Below are 14,770 nucleotides of genomic sequence, written 5' to 3'. Positions count from 1 at the left end.
TGCTCCAGCATTGGCTCCAGAAATGTTTTCACCCCATTTGAGGTATAAACATTGCCAGAACGAAGTTCTGCTTTCAGAAAGTCTCCCGTAAGGCCATCGAAGGCTACCAACGGATGATAGCCCTGTGTGCCGTAATGGGCATTGTACTCAGTCTTTTCTTGATTCCCGAACGTATCCGAATGTGTGGAATCTAAATCGATGATCATTTGGGTATTGTTCCGTTCCATGCGGACCTTGTCCAGCATGGCTTGGTTCAGTTCCTGGAACTGTGCAATGTTCTCCTCGCTGATCCGGTCCCAGAAGCGGGATAGCGAGGCCTGGGAGGCGATGGCTTCCTTATCCAAAACCAACCGAAAAATGGGATCTTCCTTCAAGAGATTGGCGGATGAATCTGCGGAATATCCGGCAATCAACTGGAAGAGCAGCTGTTCGAGCAGGGAGATGTTGTCATGAGTCCAATAAATACGGTCCTCATTGAAGTGGAGGAATTGCTTCGCGAACGAATAAAATCCAAGCGAATTCATGAATTCCTTCACCAAGATGAGACCGGCATCTGACGAAAGATTACCACCGGTGTTTGACACCACCATTTTAGAGTTGAATTTTACGTGTTTTTCCTGTAATGTAGCCATTGAGAGAACCCCTTTCTTGGTTTAGTTTAGACACTTTAACCATAGCAGATTGGGGTTCTTTTTGTACACCCAAAGGGTGCGGTAAAAGAAAAGAAGAACCGTGCGTTAATAAGCTTTTAATAGAGTTTCAGAAATTCTATGAATTATTCAGGATATTATCTATTCTTAAAGAAACATGAATCATTAGTGAATATCAATTTTTTTGTTCCAAAAACAATGGATAGTGAACAGTAGTTTTTAAGAAGGCAATTGAGACAGAAAAGACTCCTCTTTTGGTTGAAAAAGAGGGTCTTTTACTTTGTATCAGAAACGATTGTTTTTGATACTGACCTCTCATCTCAAAGAGTGATGAGGTAATTCAAAAGTATAGTGGAAGAGAATCACTCTCTCCTTTCTTTTATTCTTTCCATTCCTTTCTTTATTTCGTTAAACGTATTCAATCTCCGTTATCTTAGGAGCTCTACTTTCTGTACCTATAAATATTTCAAAAAAGCCCTTATCCGCTGATTTTTTTAAGTCAGGGTGAATATATACTAAATCTTCGACGGTAATTTCAAACTTAACTTCTTGCATTTGATTAGGTTCTAATAAAACTGTCCTAAATTTTTTCAACTCTTTTACAGGTCGAACAACTTCTGCTGAAACATCATGCAGATATAACTGAATAATTTCTTTTCCAATCATTCTTCCAATATTTGTGACATTTACTGTAATAATGATTTTCGTATCTTCCGTTAATTGTGTAGACGATACCTTTATATCCTCGATAATAAAACTTGTATAAGTTAATCCATAACCAAAAGGATACAAAGGTTCATTCGCAACATCTATATATTTAGAAATATATTTTTCTTGTTTATTTTGTTGAGTCACAGGCCGTCCTGTAGACATATGATTATAGTAGATAGGAATTTGTCCGGTATTTCTTGGAAAACTCATAGGTAATTTTGCAGATGGATTAACTCTTCCTACTAAAATATCTACTATTGCAGGCCCCCCTTGAGTGCCTGGAAACCAAGCTTCTAGTAAAGAACTAGAATTTTCTGCTATTTCTTCTAAAACTAATGGACGCCCATTAAAAAGAACTGTTACAATATTCGGATTGATTGCTTTTATTGATTTTACGAGCTGTTCTTGAGCCTCTGGCAATCTAATCGTAGCCTTACTAGCTGCTTCTCCGCTTTCTTCCGAAGATTCTCCTAAAGCTAATATAACAATATCTGCTTTAGCTGCAACCCTCTTTATAGTTTCCCATTCATCCGAAGTGATTTTTGTTAAAGAATCAGTTTCTGCTGTTAGTAAATCTGGATATTCTTTTTTCAATGCATCTTTTAAAGTTACTGCCTGGCTTTGTTTACCTATCCATGACCATGCTCCTAAAATATCTTGAGAAGCTGCCTTAGGACCGATAAGCGCTACCGTTTTTTTTGAATTTAATGGCAATAGATGTTCATTTTTCAAAAGAACCATACTTTGTGCTGCCAGCTCTCTTGCTGTGCTTTGAATACTATCAGAAAAAGTAACTGCTTTTTGCTGTTTCCCCTTCATTCCTCGGTAAGGATCTTCAAATAAACCCAAATCATTTTTCAATTGTAGAACATGAAGAACTGCTTGATCAACAGTAGTTTCTGTAATCTTTCCTTCTTTTAAAAGTTCTTTTAAAGAACTTTGATAACAATCAGTCATCATATCCATGTCTACACTAGCTGATAGTGCTTTTAATGCAGCTTCTTTCTTATCTACAGCAACGCCATGAGTAATCATTTCGGCTATAGCAGCCCAATCAGAGATAAGCAATCCTTGGAAATTCAAATCATTTCTTAGCACTTCTTTTAATAACCATTGACTGCCACTAGCGGGAATTCCTTTAATCGTATTAAAAGATGTCATAACTAACTTAGCTCCTGCATTAAGTGCTGCTTCAAAAGAAGGTAAGTGGTCTTGATACAAAGCAAGATCAGAAAAATCAACTGTATTATAATCACGTCCTGCCTCACTTGCACCATAACCGATAAAGTGCTTTACACAGGCTGCTATTTTATTAAAGTTTTCATTCAGCTTATTTGGATTTCCTTGATAGCCTCTCACATAAGCTGCTGTTAATAGACTGTTTAAATAAGTATCTTCTCCGCTACTTTCCATTACTCTTCCCCAACGTGGATCTCTTACTAAGTCGGCCATAGGTGAAAACGTAACGTGAACACCTGCTTCTGCACTTTCTACAGCTGATAAACTTGCCATTTCTTCAATTAATTCAGGACTCCAACTACTGGCTAAAGCAATTGGAATAGGAAAAATTGTTTCATAACCATGAATTACATCTGCCATAAAAAGCAAAGGAATCCCTAAACGATTATTTTTAAGGTAAGCTGCTTGAATTTGATGTGTCTGAGATATAGTATGGGTACCTAAAACTGAACCAATATTATATAGCTCTTGCTTTGACATTCCCCATTCCATTAATGGACCTGTTATTTCTCCTTCTCCATCTGTTTCTTCAAAAAAATTAGGAGTCAACTGTACTAATTGACCAATTTTTTCTTCAACCGTCATTTGCTCTAGCAGTTTATGTAACTGTTTTTTTTCCATATCAGTCATCCTTCACGAGCTAAATTTTTTCTCCATTTGTTTCTACTACTTCTTGATACCAATAGAAAGAATCCTTTTTACTTCGCTTTAAGGAACCATTTCCTTGATTATCCTTATCAACATAAATAAAGCCATAACGTTTTTCCATTTCGCCTGTTCCAAAACTGACAATGTCGATACAGCCCCAAGGCGTGTATCCAATCAAGTCAACACCATCTTCTTCGACGGCTAATTTCATTTGTTTAATATGCTCGCTAAGGTACGCAATACGGTAGTCATCGTTGATGGTGCCATCTTCTTTCACTTTGTCATAAGCTCCAAAGCCATTTTCAACGATGAACATCGGCAAATTATAACGTTGTTGGACGACATTCAAGACATAGCGTAAGCCAACCGGATCTATCGCCCATCCCCAATCACTTTTTTCAATATATGGATTGTTGGTGTATTTCACACCTTCCGCATCAGTGTAACCTTCGACGTCAGGCAAATCCGTCACTGCGCCTGACATATAATAGCTGAAGCCAATGTAATCCACGGTTCCTTCTTTCAGTGCTTGTAATTCTTCCTCGCTATACTCAATGTTGTAGCCTCTTCTTTCCCAGTCCTTAAGCGCATATGCTGGGATTTCGCCACGGGCATGAATGTCATTATAGAAGAAACGGCTGTTCATCGCTTTAACCGAAGCCATCACGTCAGAAGGGTTACTGGAATACGGATACACGGGTACATAAGCCATCATACAGCCCATCATAAAATCAGGGTTAATGTCGTGTGCAATCTTGACCACTTTAGCACTGGCAATCAATTCATTCAGAGAGGCCTGATAGACTATTTCCCCCCGGTTATCCCCTTCTTTAAACACAATTCCTGAATTCGTAAAGGCATGTAAATCATGGAAACCGCCCGCCTGGTTATTGATTTCGTTGAAGGTCATCCAATACTTCACTTTATTTTTGTAGCGTTCAAGAACCGTTTTGGAAAAGTGAACGAAAAAATCAATCACTTTCTTACTTAGGAAGCCACCATATTCCTTGCTTAAATGGTAGGGCATTTCAAAGTGAGTCAATGTGACCACGGGTTCAATACCATATTTCAGCAGCTCATCAAACAAATCATCGTAGAACTGGAGCCCTGCCTCATTTGGTTCTGTTTCATCGCCATCTGGAAAAACACGTGTCCAAGCAATGGAGGTCCGGAAGCTCTTGAAGCCCATTTCTGCGAACAAGGCAATGTCTTCTTTGTAACGATGATAAAAATCGACCGCTTCATGTGAGGGGTAGTATTTGCCATCCAGAACGCCGTCTGTAATTTCACGAGCGACGCCATTGGATCCCCCTGTCAAAACGTCTGCTATCGCGACACCTTTTCCGTCTTCGTTCCATCCGCCTTCAATTTGATGAGCAGCAACGGCTCCTCCCCAAAGAAAATCTTTTCTAAATCCCATTATTTTATTTCCTCCTTTAAGTATTGCGCTTCTTTGTTTAGTCCTTTTTTAACCATATAGTAAGCCCCAAGCACACCCGCTGTGTTGCGGTATTTACAAGGAACAATGGGAACCTCAAAGTGGTCCCAACGATAAAGCTCTTTCATGCGTTCATTGATTAAGGGAACGAGCAATGGGTTGGCACTGACGCCACCCCCAATTAAGACTCTTTGCGGATTCAAGATACAAACCACATTGAAAATACCGACACAGATATCGTCTACCCAGTCCAGGACCAGTTGTTTGACTTCTTCATCTGTATTAAATTCTTCGAAAATGCGTTCGCCACTTACCTCCCCTGCTGATTGACCTTTCAGTGCTTGGTATCTGTAAAGAAGTGCTGATGCCGAAGCATACTCATAAAACGTCCGGTTGGGGGCTTGGCCGTAGTTAATCCGCATTAAGCTAAACTCCCCCGCCTTGAATTGGCCGCCACGGTAGAGGCCGCCATTCAAGTAAAGCGCGCCTCCTACTGCCGTTCCAAGTGTCATCACGAAAAAGTCAGTGAGGCCTTTAGCATTCCCGGAAAAACTCTCTGATAAGGCCGCACAATTGGCGTCATTATCAATAAAAACGGGATAAGGAACCTCATCTTGAATCAAACTGATAAAATTGATGCCATCCAGAAAAAAGAGTGATCCCGCTTTTTCGGCATAGCCATTTTCGTTATTAATGTAGCCCGGCACAGAAAGCCCAACGCCGTCAATAGGATAGGCGGATCCATATTCATTAATAATGGTTACCAAGGCTTCTTTAAAGGACTCTTTATTTTTAGGTGTTGCTACTTTTGCTTGCATAATCATTACTTCGTTTTCAGAAAATAAAGCGTGTTTGATATAAGTGCCACCTATATCGATTGATACTGTATACATACTGTTCCCCCTCTAAACCATGCCATTAATTCTCTATGAGTAAGGTCGCCACACTTTTACGTTGGGACGCATAGGAAAGAATGGTTTGGTTGTGTAACTGAATAGTTAAATTGGCATCCCTTTCACCATCATTGAAAATGACTATGGCTATTGACCCATCTTTATTTTTGAATGCAACGGTCAAAATATCTTGTTCGTTGGTTGAATCAATCCGAACGGCACCTGGCCGAATAAACTTACTAAAGTGAGCCAGGGCATAATAGTCAATGGTTAAATCGACCTCTTTAGTTTGTTGATTTACTTTCAATAACCCACGACAAGTACTTTCTCCGAACCCCGGAATGGTCGGTCCATTATTTTCATCCAAAGCCATATTCCATAAGATAAACGATTTGGAATGATTTCTTAAAATTTGAATGCCACGTCGTATGGTATTCGTAAAGGCTTTTTCAAAGGGGGGAATCCATTCGCCTCCCGACCCTTCTGTGAAATGCACCTCTTTATCTGGATAGGCTTCTTTCACTTTCGATTGAACATCCGGTTCACCGCCATACCAATGCCAAGCAATCCCATCAATGGCTTCGCCAATGTCTTCCAACACTTCCATGGCATATTCCGGTTTGTCCCAGTTATGGTCGTAAGCTAAAATTTTAGTTGTCAGATTATTTTTAACAAAAGCTGGCTTTAAATAGTTCTTGGCAAAATCTGCCTGTTCATGCGCCAACATTTCCATACCGGGATAATGCGGCGGAAGAAAGAGGGCTTCATTTTGCATGGTAATGGCATATACAGGGACGTCATGAGAAGCATAAGCTTGGATAAACTTCGTAAAATAGTGGGCATAGCTCTCGTAATAGTCAGGTTTTAATTTTCCACCAATCATCGACCCAGTCGTTTTCATCCAACCCGGTGCGCTCCAAGGTGAAGCGAAGAGCTTAACGTCGGGGTTGAGTTCTATGGCTACTTTCGTTAAAGGTAAAACATCCGTTTCATCGTGCGCAATTGAAAAATGATTTTGTTCTAAATCCGTTTCGCCCTCTGGAAGTTCATTGTAACTATAGATAAAACGAGCGTAATCGGAAGCGCCCATTGGATTGCGGATAACAGATAACCCAATACCAACGCTCGGATCAAATAGTTTTTTCATCATCTTATCTTGATCGGACTGACTGATGACTTGATTCATCAGATAGGCTGAAGAATCTGTAAAGGATGCTCCGAATCCGTCGATGCTTTGATAAGTTAATCCATCATTTATTTGAATCACTTGCTGGTTCTTTGTAGAGGAAACAGGTTGTGGAGATACACGTTCAAATAAATGGTGCTCGTCATTTGTCTGATAAAATGCTTTTATTTCCATAAGAAACTCCTTTTAAATGTATTGCTGAAAAATATAGTTGAAGAGGTGCGCATTTAGATAGAATGCTAATGCAATCCCAAACACAAACCATAAGAAGGATAGTTGAAAGACAAACACAGGAAACAATACTAAAATAACAATGGTGATTAAAAAAATAACAACTGATAGTGACATATGTTTTAAACTTAGATAAATCGCGTTCTTAAACTGCTGGAGTATCGAATCTTCAAATTTTGCTATCAATGGGAAAAGATAAAGCGACATCAAAACAAAAAATGAAAAAAGGATTAAGATGGGTAACAAAATGATAGGACTGACTACTAAAGCATGTAAGAACCGAATGACAATATAGAATATAACCGCTACGAATAATAAAATAAACATGACAATCGTGCTCTGCTTAAAGTCTCTTTTGAATGCTTTAACATAATCTTTTATAATGTAGGCTTCTTCTTGTTGCCACAACTTCAGCATTACTGCATACAACGAGCTACAAGCTACTCCAATCGTTATTACTGGCAGACAGCTTAAAATAAAAAGCATGTTTAAAATAAACAAGTCCCCCGCCCGCGCTAACACTTTATACACTTTTCCATTAATATCAAATATTCTCTCCATGGTATACTTCCTCACTTTTAAAAAACAGCGCAGCAGCTTGTAGTTGGCAAGCAATGCTGCGCTAATTAGTTGTTACTCGATCCCTAGTTTTTCTTTGTTCTCAGCTATTTTTCCACTTCTGATTTCGACAATGCTTTCCCAGTTATTTTCATCCAGGAAGGTTTTGTAAGTTTCAAGAGCTGCATCGAATTCCGTTTCATTTCCAGCGCGTACCATACTGATTAATGAATTTGCCCATTGTGTTTCGATGTTTGTCAGGCTTCTTGCTTCTTGTGTTCCTTGGTCAGGAGCAGTGTTTTCCAAGATAAAGTGTGGGTACAATTTTCCTTCTCCCCATTCCATCATTTGATGAATGGCTGGTTGGAATGAATCTGAACTCAAGACTTTATGTTTATCATGAGCAAAGAAAATAAATTCGCCCATCCGGTGTTCTTTCTTGAAGCGATCGGCATCAGATTGTTGCATTTCTTTAATTTCTTCTGTAAAAGTGATCAGGCCGTCTTCATCTTTCGTATACGTTTCACCTTCGATACCATAGTTGACTAATAGTTGCCCTTCTTCACTTAATAAATAGGTGAAGATTTGAATGGCTTTAGCTGGGTCAGAAATTTGTTTGGTAACGTAGGTTGTCATCCAACCAGAAATACCCGATTGGTTCAAAGTGATCTCGTTGCCTACTGTACTTGCAGGACCATCTACGGCGATGTACACACCATCTGGATTTGAATTAGACCAAATTTGTAAGTTCCCGCTTTGTTGAACTGTTCCATCTAAAATCATCGTTGCATATTTACCTGTCTTGGTCTTTTCAGCAAATCCTGTACTGTCGTCTGCGAAGCTGTCGTCACTGATTGCGCCATTACGGTAAGCTTCATTCAACGTTTCAACCCATAGCAAGTAGTCTTCATCTAGATTACGATTGTAGAAGTCACCATCTTCTGTTTCTAGCGGTACGCCTAGGTAGTCTTGTAGCGTGTTACCTAGGGGCCCTGTGCCTGTACCTACTTCGTTAAAACCTAGTGCATGTAATTCTGGATATTCAGTGGTAATTTTATCTAAACTTTCTAGGAATTTCTCTGGGGTATTGAATTCTGGCTGGCCAAGTGCGTCATAGATATCCTTACGAATAACAAAGGCTGTTGTTGTAGGAATCATACCGCTATTATAATCTTCTTGTGTATTGGAATAGTTCGGATAGCCGTAAGTTTTTCCATCTTCGAGTTGAAACCAATTAAATGTCTCTTCAGCATATACTTCATAGAAGTGTGGGTCATATTGATCAGCTAAATCATTTAATGAAAGTGCCCATGAGTTAGCCTTTTTACCAATTTCTGAGTTTGGATCAAAAGTAGTAATTAAATCGGGCATATCACCACCGGCAAATAACGTATTGAGCTTGGTGTCATCTCCTGTTATGAACTCGATATCGATATTCAAATCTTCTTTAATTTTTTTAGTGACGGTGTCAGTACCGAAATCCTTATTCCACCAATCTGCATTGACATACCAAGTCAATTCCGTTGTTTCTTCTTTTGTATCTAGTTTCCAAGCTGGCGTTGTTGCGTCGAGTTCATATCTGGTTTCTGCTGCTGTATCATCGTTGCTATTGGCTTCTCCACCTGTTTCTTCCCCACCGCAGGCTGTCAATATAAATGTGGAAGCCAGTAATCCGAACCCTAATTTCGAAATATTAGAAGCATTGTTTAAACTTTTGAACATGTTGTTTCCTCCTTTTAATGTTTTATTCTTTAACTGCTCCGGACATCATGCCGGAGATTAAATACCGTTGTAATAATGGATAGATAAAAATAATCGGTAGTGTTGTGACGACTATCGTTGCTAACTGCACCCCTTTTGTTGTCGTTTCGATTATGGCCGTTCCACCCATATTCTGCATTGACTGTGTTTGCGATTGAACAATAATTTCATATAATTTCATTTGCAAAGGATATAACGCTTGGTTAGTGATATATAGTTTGGTTGTCATAAAATCGTTCCATTGGTTTACGCCATTGAACAAGGCAATTGTTACAAGAGCTGGCTTCGATAGCGGTAAAAAGATACTCAAGAAAATTCTCCAGTCACCTGCACCATCTAATTTGGCAGACTCCTCTAGCGAATCCGGAACACCTCTAAAGAAATTCATCAAGATGACGACATCGTAGTAACTGAATAGCGCAGGGATAATGTAGACCCAAAACGAATTCAACAAACCAAGATCTTTTATAAGTAGATAAGTTGGTACCATTCCGCCAGAGAAAAACATGGTCACAATTCCCATTGCTGTATATAACTTACGTCCTTTTAAATGTTGTTTACTTAATCCATATGCGACCATGGCACAGAAAAACACATGTGTCACAACCCCAACCACTGTTTTAGCAACCGATATAAAAAATGCTTGGAAGATAGAACTATCTCTAAACACTGCTCGGTAGTTTTCTAACGAAAATTCGGTCGGCCATAAGGCAACACCTCCTTCCGCTAAAGATCTTCCGCTACTGAATGACGAGATGAGGACGTTCCAAATCGGAACAATAATGATGATGGTAAACGCGATTAAAATCGCTACGTTTATAAAATCGAATAAACGACTATCTTTATCTTGCTTCATATGCGTTCTTTTCATGTAATCACTCCCTTAAAAGACAGACTTGTTATCATTCATTTTGCTTGTAACTTTATTTGCCGCGAGCAGTAAAATAACGGAGACAATTGAAACACCTAATCCGACTGCGGTAGCGTACGAGAAGTCACCTTGAGCCAACCCCATTCTATAGACATAAGAATTGATAACTTCAGCTTTGGGCTGGTTTTGTGAATTCATTAAAACCATAGTTTGATCAAGGTTAGATCCAAGTAAACCGCTAACATTTAGGATTAAATTTAATGAGATGATGTTTTTCAACATCGGTAAGGTAATATGAACAATTTGTTGTAAACGCGTAGCACCATCAATTTTAGCTGCTTCATAAAATGCTGGATCTATTTTAGTCATAGTAGCAAGATACAAAATGGTTCCCCATCCCGCACCTTTCCAAATGTCAGAAAGAACTGCTATCCACCAATACTTATCCGCATCCAGTAAAATATTTGTTGGTGAATCAGTGATACCTAATCCAACCGCTATTTGATTTAATAATCCCGTTGTTGATAGCCAATTAATTAACATCCCACCGAGTACAATCCAAGATAAAAAGTGTGGTAAATATGACACTGTTTGTATAATTTTTTTTAATTTTCCTTCCCTCATTTCGTAAATCATAATGGAAAGAATAATTGGAACAAAGAAACCAATTCCCAATTTCATAAAACTAATACCCAATGTATTCCAGACTGAATCCCAGAAAAATTGATCACCCAAGATAATTCGAAAGTTTTCTAATCCAACCCAAGCGGCAGTGTCAACTGTATCTAATACAGTGTAATTTTGAAAGGCCAACGTTAATCCATAAATGGGTATAAAGCTGAAGATGATCATGAATATAACGCCTGGAAGTACCATGGACTGCAATTCCCATTGTTTGAAAAATTCAATTAAATGACTTTTCTTCTTTGTTTTCTTATATTGATTAGCGCTTAGATTACTCTCTAACTTTGCCTTGTTTCCGTCTACCATCACTTCTTTTTTCACACTTTACCTCTCCTTTTTCAGGATATACATACTCATTACCGATAAAAACGTTTTTATTTTTAATCACACTACTTGTAAATATGCGCAGTCATATAATTACTCGCTAATTGTGGTACTTACGATACAGGAATCTCGTCCAATAATGGTTCCAGGCAGTCGATGTATTTCTCCCTCGCTTTGCTGAGTCATTATATCTAATAAATGACGGATAGCGAGAATTCCTTGTCTAGAAATTGGATTTCGAACAGTAGTCAACGCTGGTTTATAATACTCAGCAATTTCAATATCATCAAAGCCCATGACCGATATATCTTTCGGAACTTTCCATCCATCTGATGTTAATGCCTTGATACATCCAATGGCACTCAAGTCATTACCAGCAAGAAAACCATCTGGGAAATCAAATTTATATTTTTTATAGAAGGCTTTAACTGCCTTGTAAGCGCTCTCTTCTTCGAATAATCCTTCCAAGATATAATGCGGTTTAACTTCGAGTCCAAATTGTTCCATTGCATCTAGATAACCGGCTTTACGTTGACGACTATCATACATCTCTTCAAATCCGGAAATAAAAGCTATTTTCTTATGACCTAAGTCAATCAAATATTTTGTTGCTTCAAATCCAGCCGTATAAGAATCAAAAACAACACTTCCAATTCGCTTACTTTTAATTTCTCGATCCAAAAAAATAGTTGCTATACCTTCTTTATCTATTATATTGACGTCTTGATCAGTCATAAGATCTTGCTCAAAAATTATAGTACCATCTATCATCCCTCCAAATATATTATTTAGAACAACATCTTTATTTTTAGTTACGAATACATTTAAGCCGTATCCTTGTTTTTCACATTCCCTAGACATCGATTCAATCAATGCATAAAAATATGGACCATTTACACTTGACGTAAAAAAACCAATCATATTAGATTTACCTGATTTCAAAAGCTTTCCTCTTAGATTTGGAAAATAATTAAGACTTTTAGCAGTTGCTAAGACTTGTTCTTTTGTTTCAGGTGTCAACACATCGACATTATTCAATGCATTCGACACTGTGGAAATTGAAACGCCTGCTTCGCGTGCAACATCTTTAATAGTTATTTTCTTCATTTTGACATCCCCGTAATAAAAACGTTTTTGTTAAATAGACTTTATCATATATCTTTCGCTTTGACAACGCTTTCTTTAAGCCTTTTTGATGACTTCTTCGTAATAGTTGATTTAGAGGTACTTTCATGTATCTTTTCATTAAAAACGTTTTTATTTTTATAGAAAAATTTTACCTCTTCTTTTTTAATTTCGCCGATTGTAAAATGAAGCGAGATAAATAAAAGAGCCTTCGAGGTACACTCAAATGGTAATTCCGACCAAAGAATATAGAGGAGTGATCACGAATGACCTACACCACCTTACCACGGATGAACGGGTGAGGATAGAGTCTTCCTACCACTAGGTTGCTCCAGAAAGATGGCCAGCCAAAAGGAATGGATTTCAGCCAAGTCAATTAAACCTTTATCTCTTCCTCTTCGGTCGAAAACATGCGAAACAATATCCCATAAAAATCCTTGGCATACCAGACACCACTGGAAGTGTTTTTGAGTTACCTAGTTGAATCTGTTTTGTCTAGCTTAAATTGACAAATTAATTTTTCTATTATTTCATGAATTCCCGAGAGTTTTCTCCCCTTTCATCTTTTCATCAAGTTAATAATTTAGTAGAAAATATTATGTTTGATACTTATCTTATCAAATCAAGGGAGTATTAATAATTTTGTGTTTATGACTTTGACTGTTTCTTCTATATAATTTAAGTAATTTTTTGTTAGCCAACTTATGAATTTGTTTCAATGGTCTGCTTTCGCTTATTTCGTGTGAGTGTACTAATACTAATCCCCGTCATTTTTTCTACTTCTTTATAGGAATGAGTGTCAAGTAAACTTATCGCAAGATTGATTTGTTGTTTTGAGAATTTTTTAGGACGACCTTCTTTGAATCCGGGGCGCTGCTTTGCAATTTCCTTCCCTTCTTGCGTCCGTTCCACAATTAAGTCGCGTTCAAAATCCGCAAAGGCGCTAAAAATCGTAAAAATAAGTCTTCCTGTTGACGTGTTCTCGATTATACCTAGATTCAGTACATTAATTCGCACGCCCTTCTCAAAAAGAAATTTAATCGTGTTTAAGGCATCTTGGGTACTGCGCGCAAACCGATCTAATTTTGTAACCACCAGCGTGTCCCCTGTTTGAATCGCCTCTAATAATTTTTGGAACTCGGGCCGATCACTTTTAGTCCCCGTTATTTTTTCAAAGAATACTTTATCGCAGCGTTCCTCTTCCAGCTGACGCAGCTGTCCTTCCAAATCTTGGTGACGGGTACTGACCCGTGCGTAACCATATTTCATGTTTTCTACCTCTTTTTTTGATTTACTTTTGACCATTAGTTATGACACCCCTGTACCCCTTGATTTTACTGGAACCGAAAACGATAGTCAATACTCTTGAGTTTTGACTATGAAAACGATACCCTCTCATTAATAGCATGAGCAAGGTAGATATACTTTGGAAAGAATAAGTTTTCCAAGTATAAAAAAGCTCTACAGATAGTCCTATGCAGAGCTTTTTTGTTCGTTATTTTTTTCTAGTCAAGGAATATTTTTCCATAACTTTAATAAATCTATTGTGTCGCTACTCGGTCTTAATTCTTTATTCTTATTAAAATGCACCTGAACAGTTATAGGCATAGTCATTGCTGTTCCAGTAATTATGCAAACACCAGGAGACAAAAGTGGGATGTTTTGGCGGGAAACTATATCTAATGTAGAAACTGTATTATTAAGTATAGCTAAGTCTTTTTCATTTACTAAACGGTGTATGAAAAAATTATGTGCTTGAGATAGGATAGTAGGCGAGATATCTGCCGGACGCTGACTAGATATGGTCAAAAAATAAGAAAACTTTCTACCCTCTTTTATTATCTCTTCAAATAACTCTAACCGATAATCTTTCCAACTTTCGCTTTCTCTACTTGATTGAGAAGACAGAATATTGTGAGCCTCATCTATAATTAGGTGAAAGGAAGAATCCCAATTATTGTTTTTTGCATTCTCAAATGTTAGTTTTGCTAATAACAATGGAATCATTTTTTTTATTTCTATATTACATTCACGCAAAGATACAATATGAACTAATTTGTCTTTACTGTTTATTGAAAAACTTTCTTCATCCGTAATATGTAGGACTCTTTTCCACTGTTCTTTTTCTGATTCAATTCGATTGATAATGGGCGAAATATAAGTAAAATCTACTCGACGATATATAATATCACTAATAATTCTTAGTTTAGCTCTTATTTCCAATTCGTCAAAAAAGTCTAACTCTTGGAATTTTTTTCGTAAATATTCATATATGGAATCAACCTTTAAATCTTGTTGTTGTATGCTTGTCAGACCATCCGCATTTATAAATCCACTTCCACTGGAAGGCAAATATACGTATTTTTTTTCATTTCGTCGATTGTAAAATTAAGCTAGACAAATAAATAAGCCATTCGTGGTACACTCAAAATGTAATTCCGCCAAAGAATA

At 37.7% G+C, this 14,770-nt stretch carries 12 protein-coding genes and 1 pseudogene; 1 reads left to right on the top strand and 12 read right to left on the bottom strand.

Features of this window, described 5'->3' with window-relative positions; translation table 11 throughout:
- The 10 genes from PVE40_RS10795 to PVE40_RS10750 all read right to left on the bottom strand — a co-directional run.
- Window positions 1-632, bottom strand: a 632-nt coding sequence (locus PVE40_RS10795; RefSeq protein ID WP_274731940.1) for a transposase, incomplete at its 3' end; no start/stop codon positions are given.
- 426 nt (window positions 633-1,058) lie between these two features.
- Window positions 1,059-3,221, bottom strand: a complete 2,163-nt coding sequence (locus tag PVE40_RS10790; protein WP_274731939.1) for a glycoside hydrolase family 3 N-terminal domain-containing protein — start codon at window positions 3,219-3,221, stop codon at window positions 1,059-1,061.
- Window positions 3,222-3,240: 19 nt separating this feature from the next.
- The gene (locus tag PVE40_RS10785) at window positions 3,241-4,668 is read right to left on the bottom strand and encodes a 6-phospho-beta-glucosidase (RefSeq protein WP_274731938.1); all 1,428 of its coding nucleotides are present in this window, start codon (window positions 4,666-4,668) and stop codon (window positions 3,241-3,243) included.
- Window positions 4,668-5,579, bottom strand: coding sequence for an ROK family protein (locus PVE40_RS10780; RefSeq protein WP_274731937.1), 912 nt, complete (start codon window positions 5,577-5,579; stop codon window positions 4,668-4,670). The genes PVE40_RS10785 and PVE40_RS10780 overlap by 1 nt, the downstream gene beginning before the upstream one ends.
- Before the next feature lie 25 nt (window positions 5,580-5,604).
- Window positions 5,605-6,939: a glycoside hydrolase family 30 protein gene (locus PVE40_RS10775; RefSeq protein WP_274731936.1), complete on the bottom strand. Its 1,335-nt coding sequence runs from the start codon at window positions 6,937-6,939 to the stop codon at window positions 5,605-5,607.
- Between the two features lie 12 nt (window positions 6,940-6,951).
- Window positions 6,952-7,557 (bottom strand): YesL family protein, encoded by a 606-nt coding sequence (locus PVE40_RS10770; protein WP_274731935.1) that lies wholly within the window; start codon window positions 7,555-7,557, stop codon window positions 6,952-6,954.
- 72 nt (window positions 7,558-7,629) lie between these two features.
- Window positions 7,630-9,246, bottom strand: a complete 1,617-nt coding sequence (locus tag PVE40_RS10765) for a type 2 periplasmic-binding domain-containing protein (protein WP_274731942.1) — start codon at window positions 9,244-9,246, stop codon at window positions 7,630-7,632.
- A 52-nt stretch (window positions 9,247-9,298) separates the two neighbouring features.
- The gene (locus PVE40_RS10760) at window positions 9,299-10,186 is read right to left on the bottom strand and encodes a carbohydrate ABC transporter permease (protein ID WP_274731934.1); all 888 of its coding nucleotides are present in this window, start codon (window positions 10,184-10,186) and stop codon (window positions 9,299-9,301) included.
- 12 nt (window positions 10,187-10,198) lie between these two features.
- Window positions 10,199-11,062, bottom strand: coding sequence for an ABC transporter permease (locus PVE40_RS10755; protein WP_274731941.1), 864 nt, complete (start codon window positions 11,060-11,062; stop codon window positions 10,199-10,201).
- Window positions 11,063-11,287: 225 nt separating this feature from the next.
- Window positions 11,288-12,301 (bottom strand): LacI family DNA-binding transcriptional regulator, encoded by a 1,014-nt coding sequence (locus PVE40_RS10750; protein ID WP_274731933.1) that lies wholly within the window; start codon window positions 12,299-12,301, stop codon window positions 11,288-11,290.
- Window positions 12,302-12,645: 344 nt separating this feature from the next.
- On the opposite strand from PVE40_RS10750, the pseudogene PVE40_RS10745 reads away from it, so the two are divergent.
- Window positions 12,646-12,828: pseudogene (locus PVE40_RS10745) on the top strand (IS30 family transposase); the annotation flags it as partial.
- 193 nt (window positions 12,829-13,021) lie between these two features.
- Here PVE40_RS10745 and PVE40_RS10740 read toward each other — a convergent pair.
- Both PVE40_RS10740 and PVE40_RS10735 read right to left on the bottom strand, forming a co-directional pair.
- Window positions 13,022-13,588, bottom strand: coding sequence for a recombinase family protein (locus PVE40_RS10740; RefSeq protein ID WP_274731932.1), 567 nt, complete (start codon window positions 13,586-13,588; stop codon window positions 13,022-13,024).
- Window positions 13,589-13,828: 240 nt separating this feature from the next.
- A complete protein-coding gene (locus PVE40_RS10735; RefSeq protein WP_274731931.1) occupies window positions 13,829-14,671 on the bottom strand; it encodes an ATP-binding protein in 843 nt (280 codons plus the stop codon).
- Between the last annotated feature and the right edge of the window lie 99 nt (window positions 14,672-14,770).

The sequence above is a fragment of the Jeotgalibaca caeni genome, from assembly GCF_028863945.1.
GTDB classification, from domain to species: Bacteria; Bacillota; Bacilli; order Lactobacillales; family Aerococcaceae; genus Jeotgalibaca; species Jeotgalibaca caeni.
Note: the sequence above shows the minus strand (reverse complement) of the source record. Positions and strands in the feature narration are given on the sequence as shown.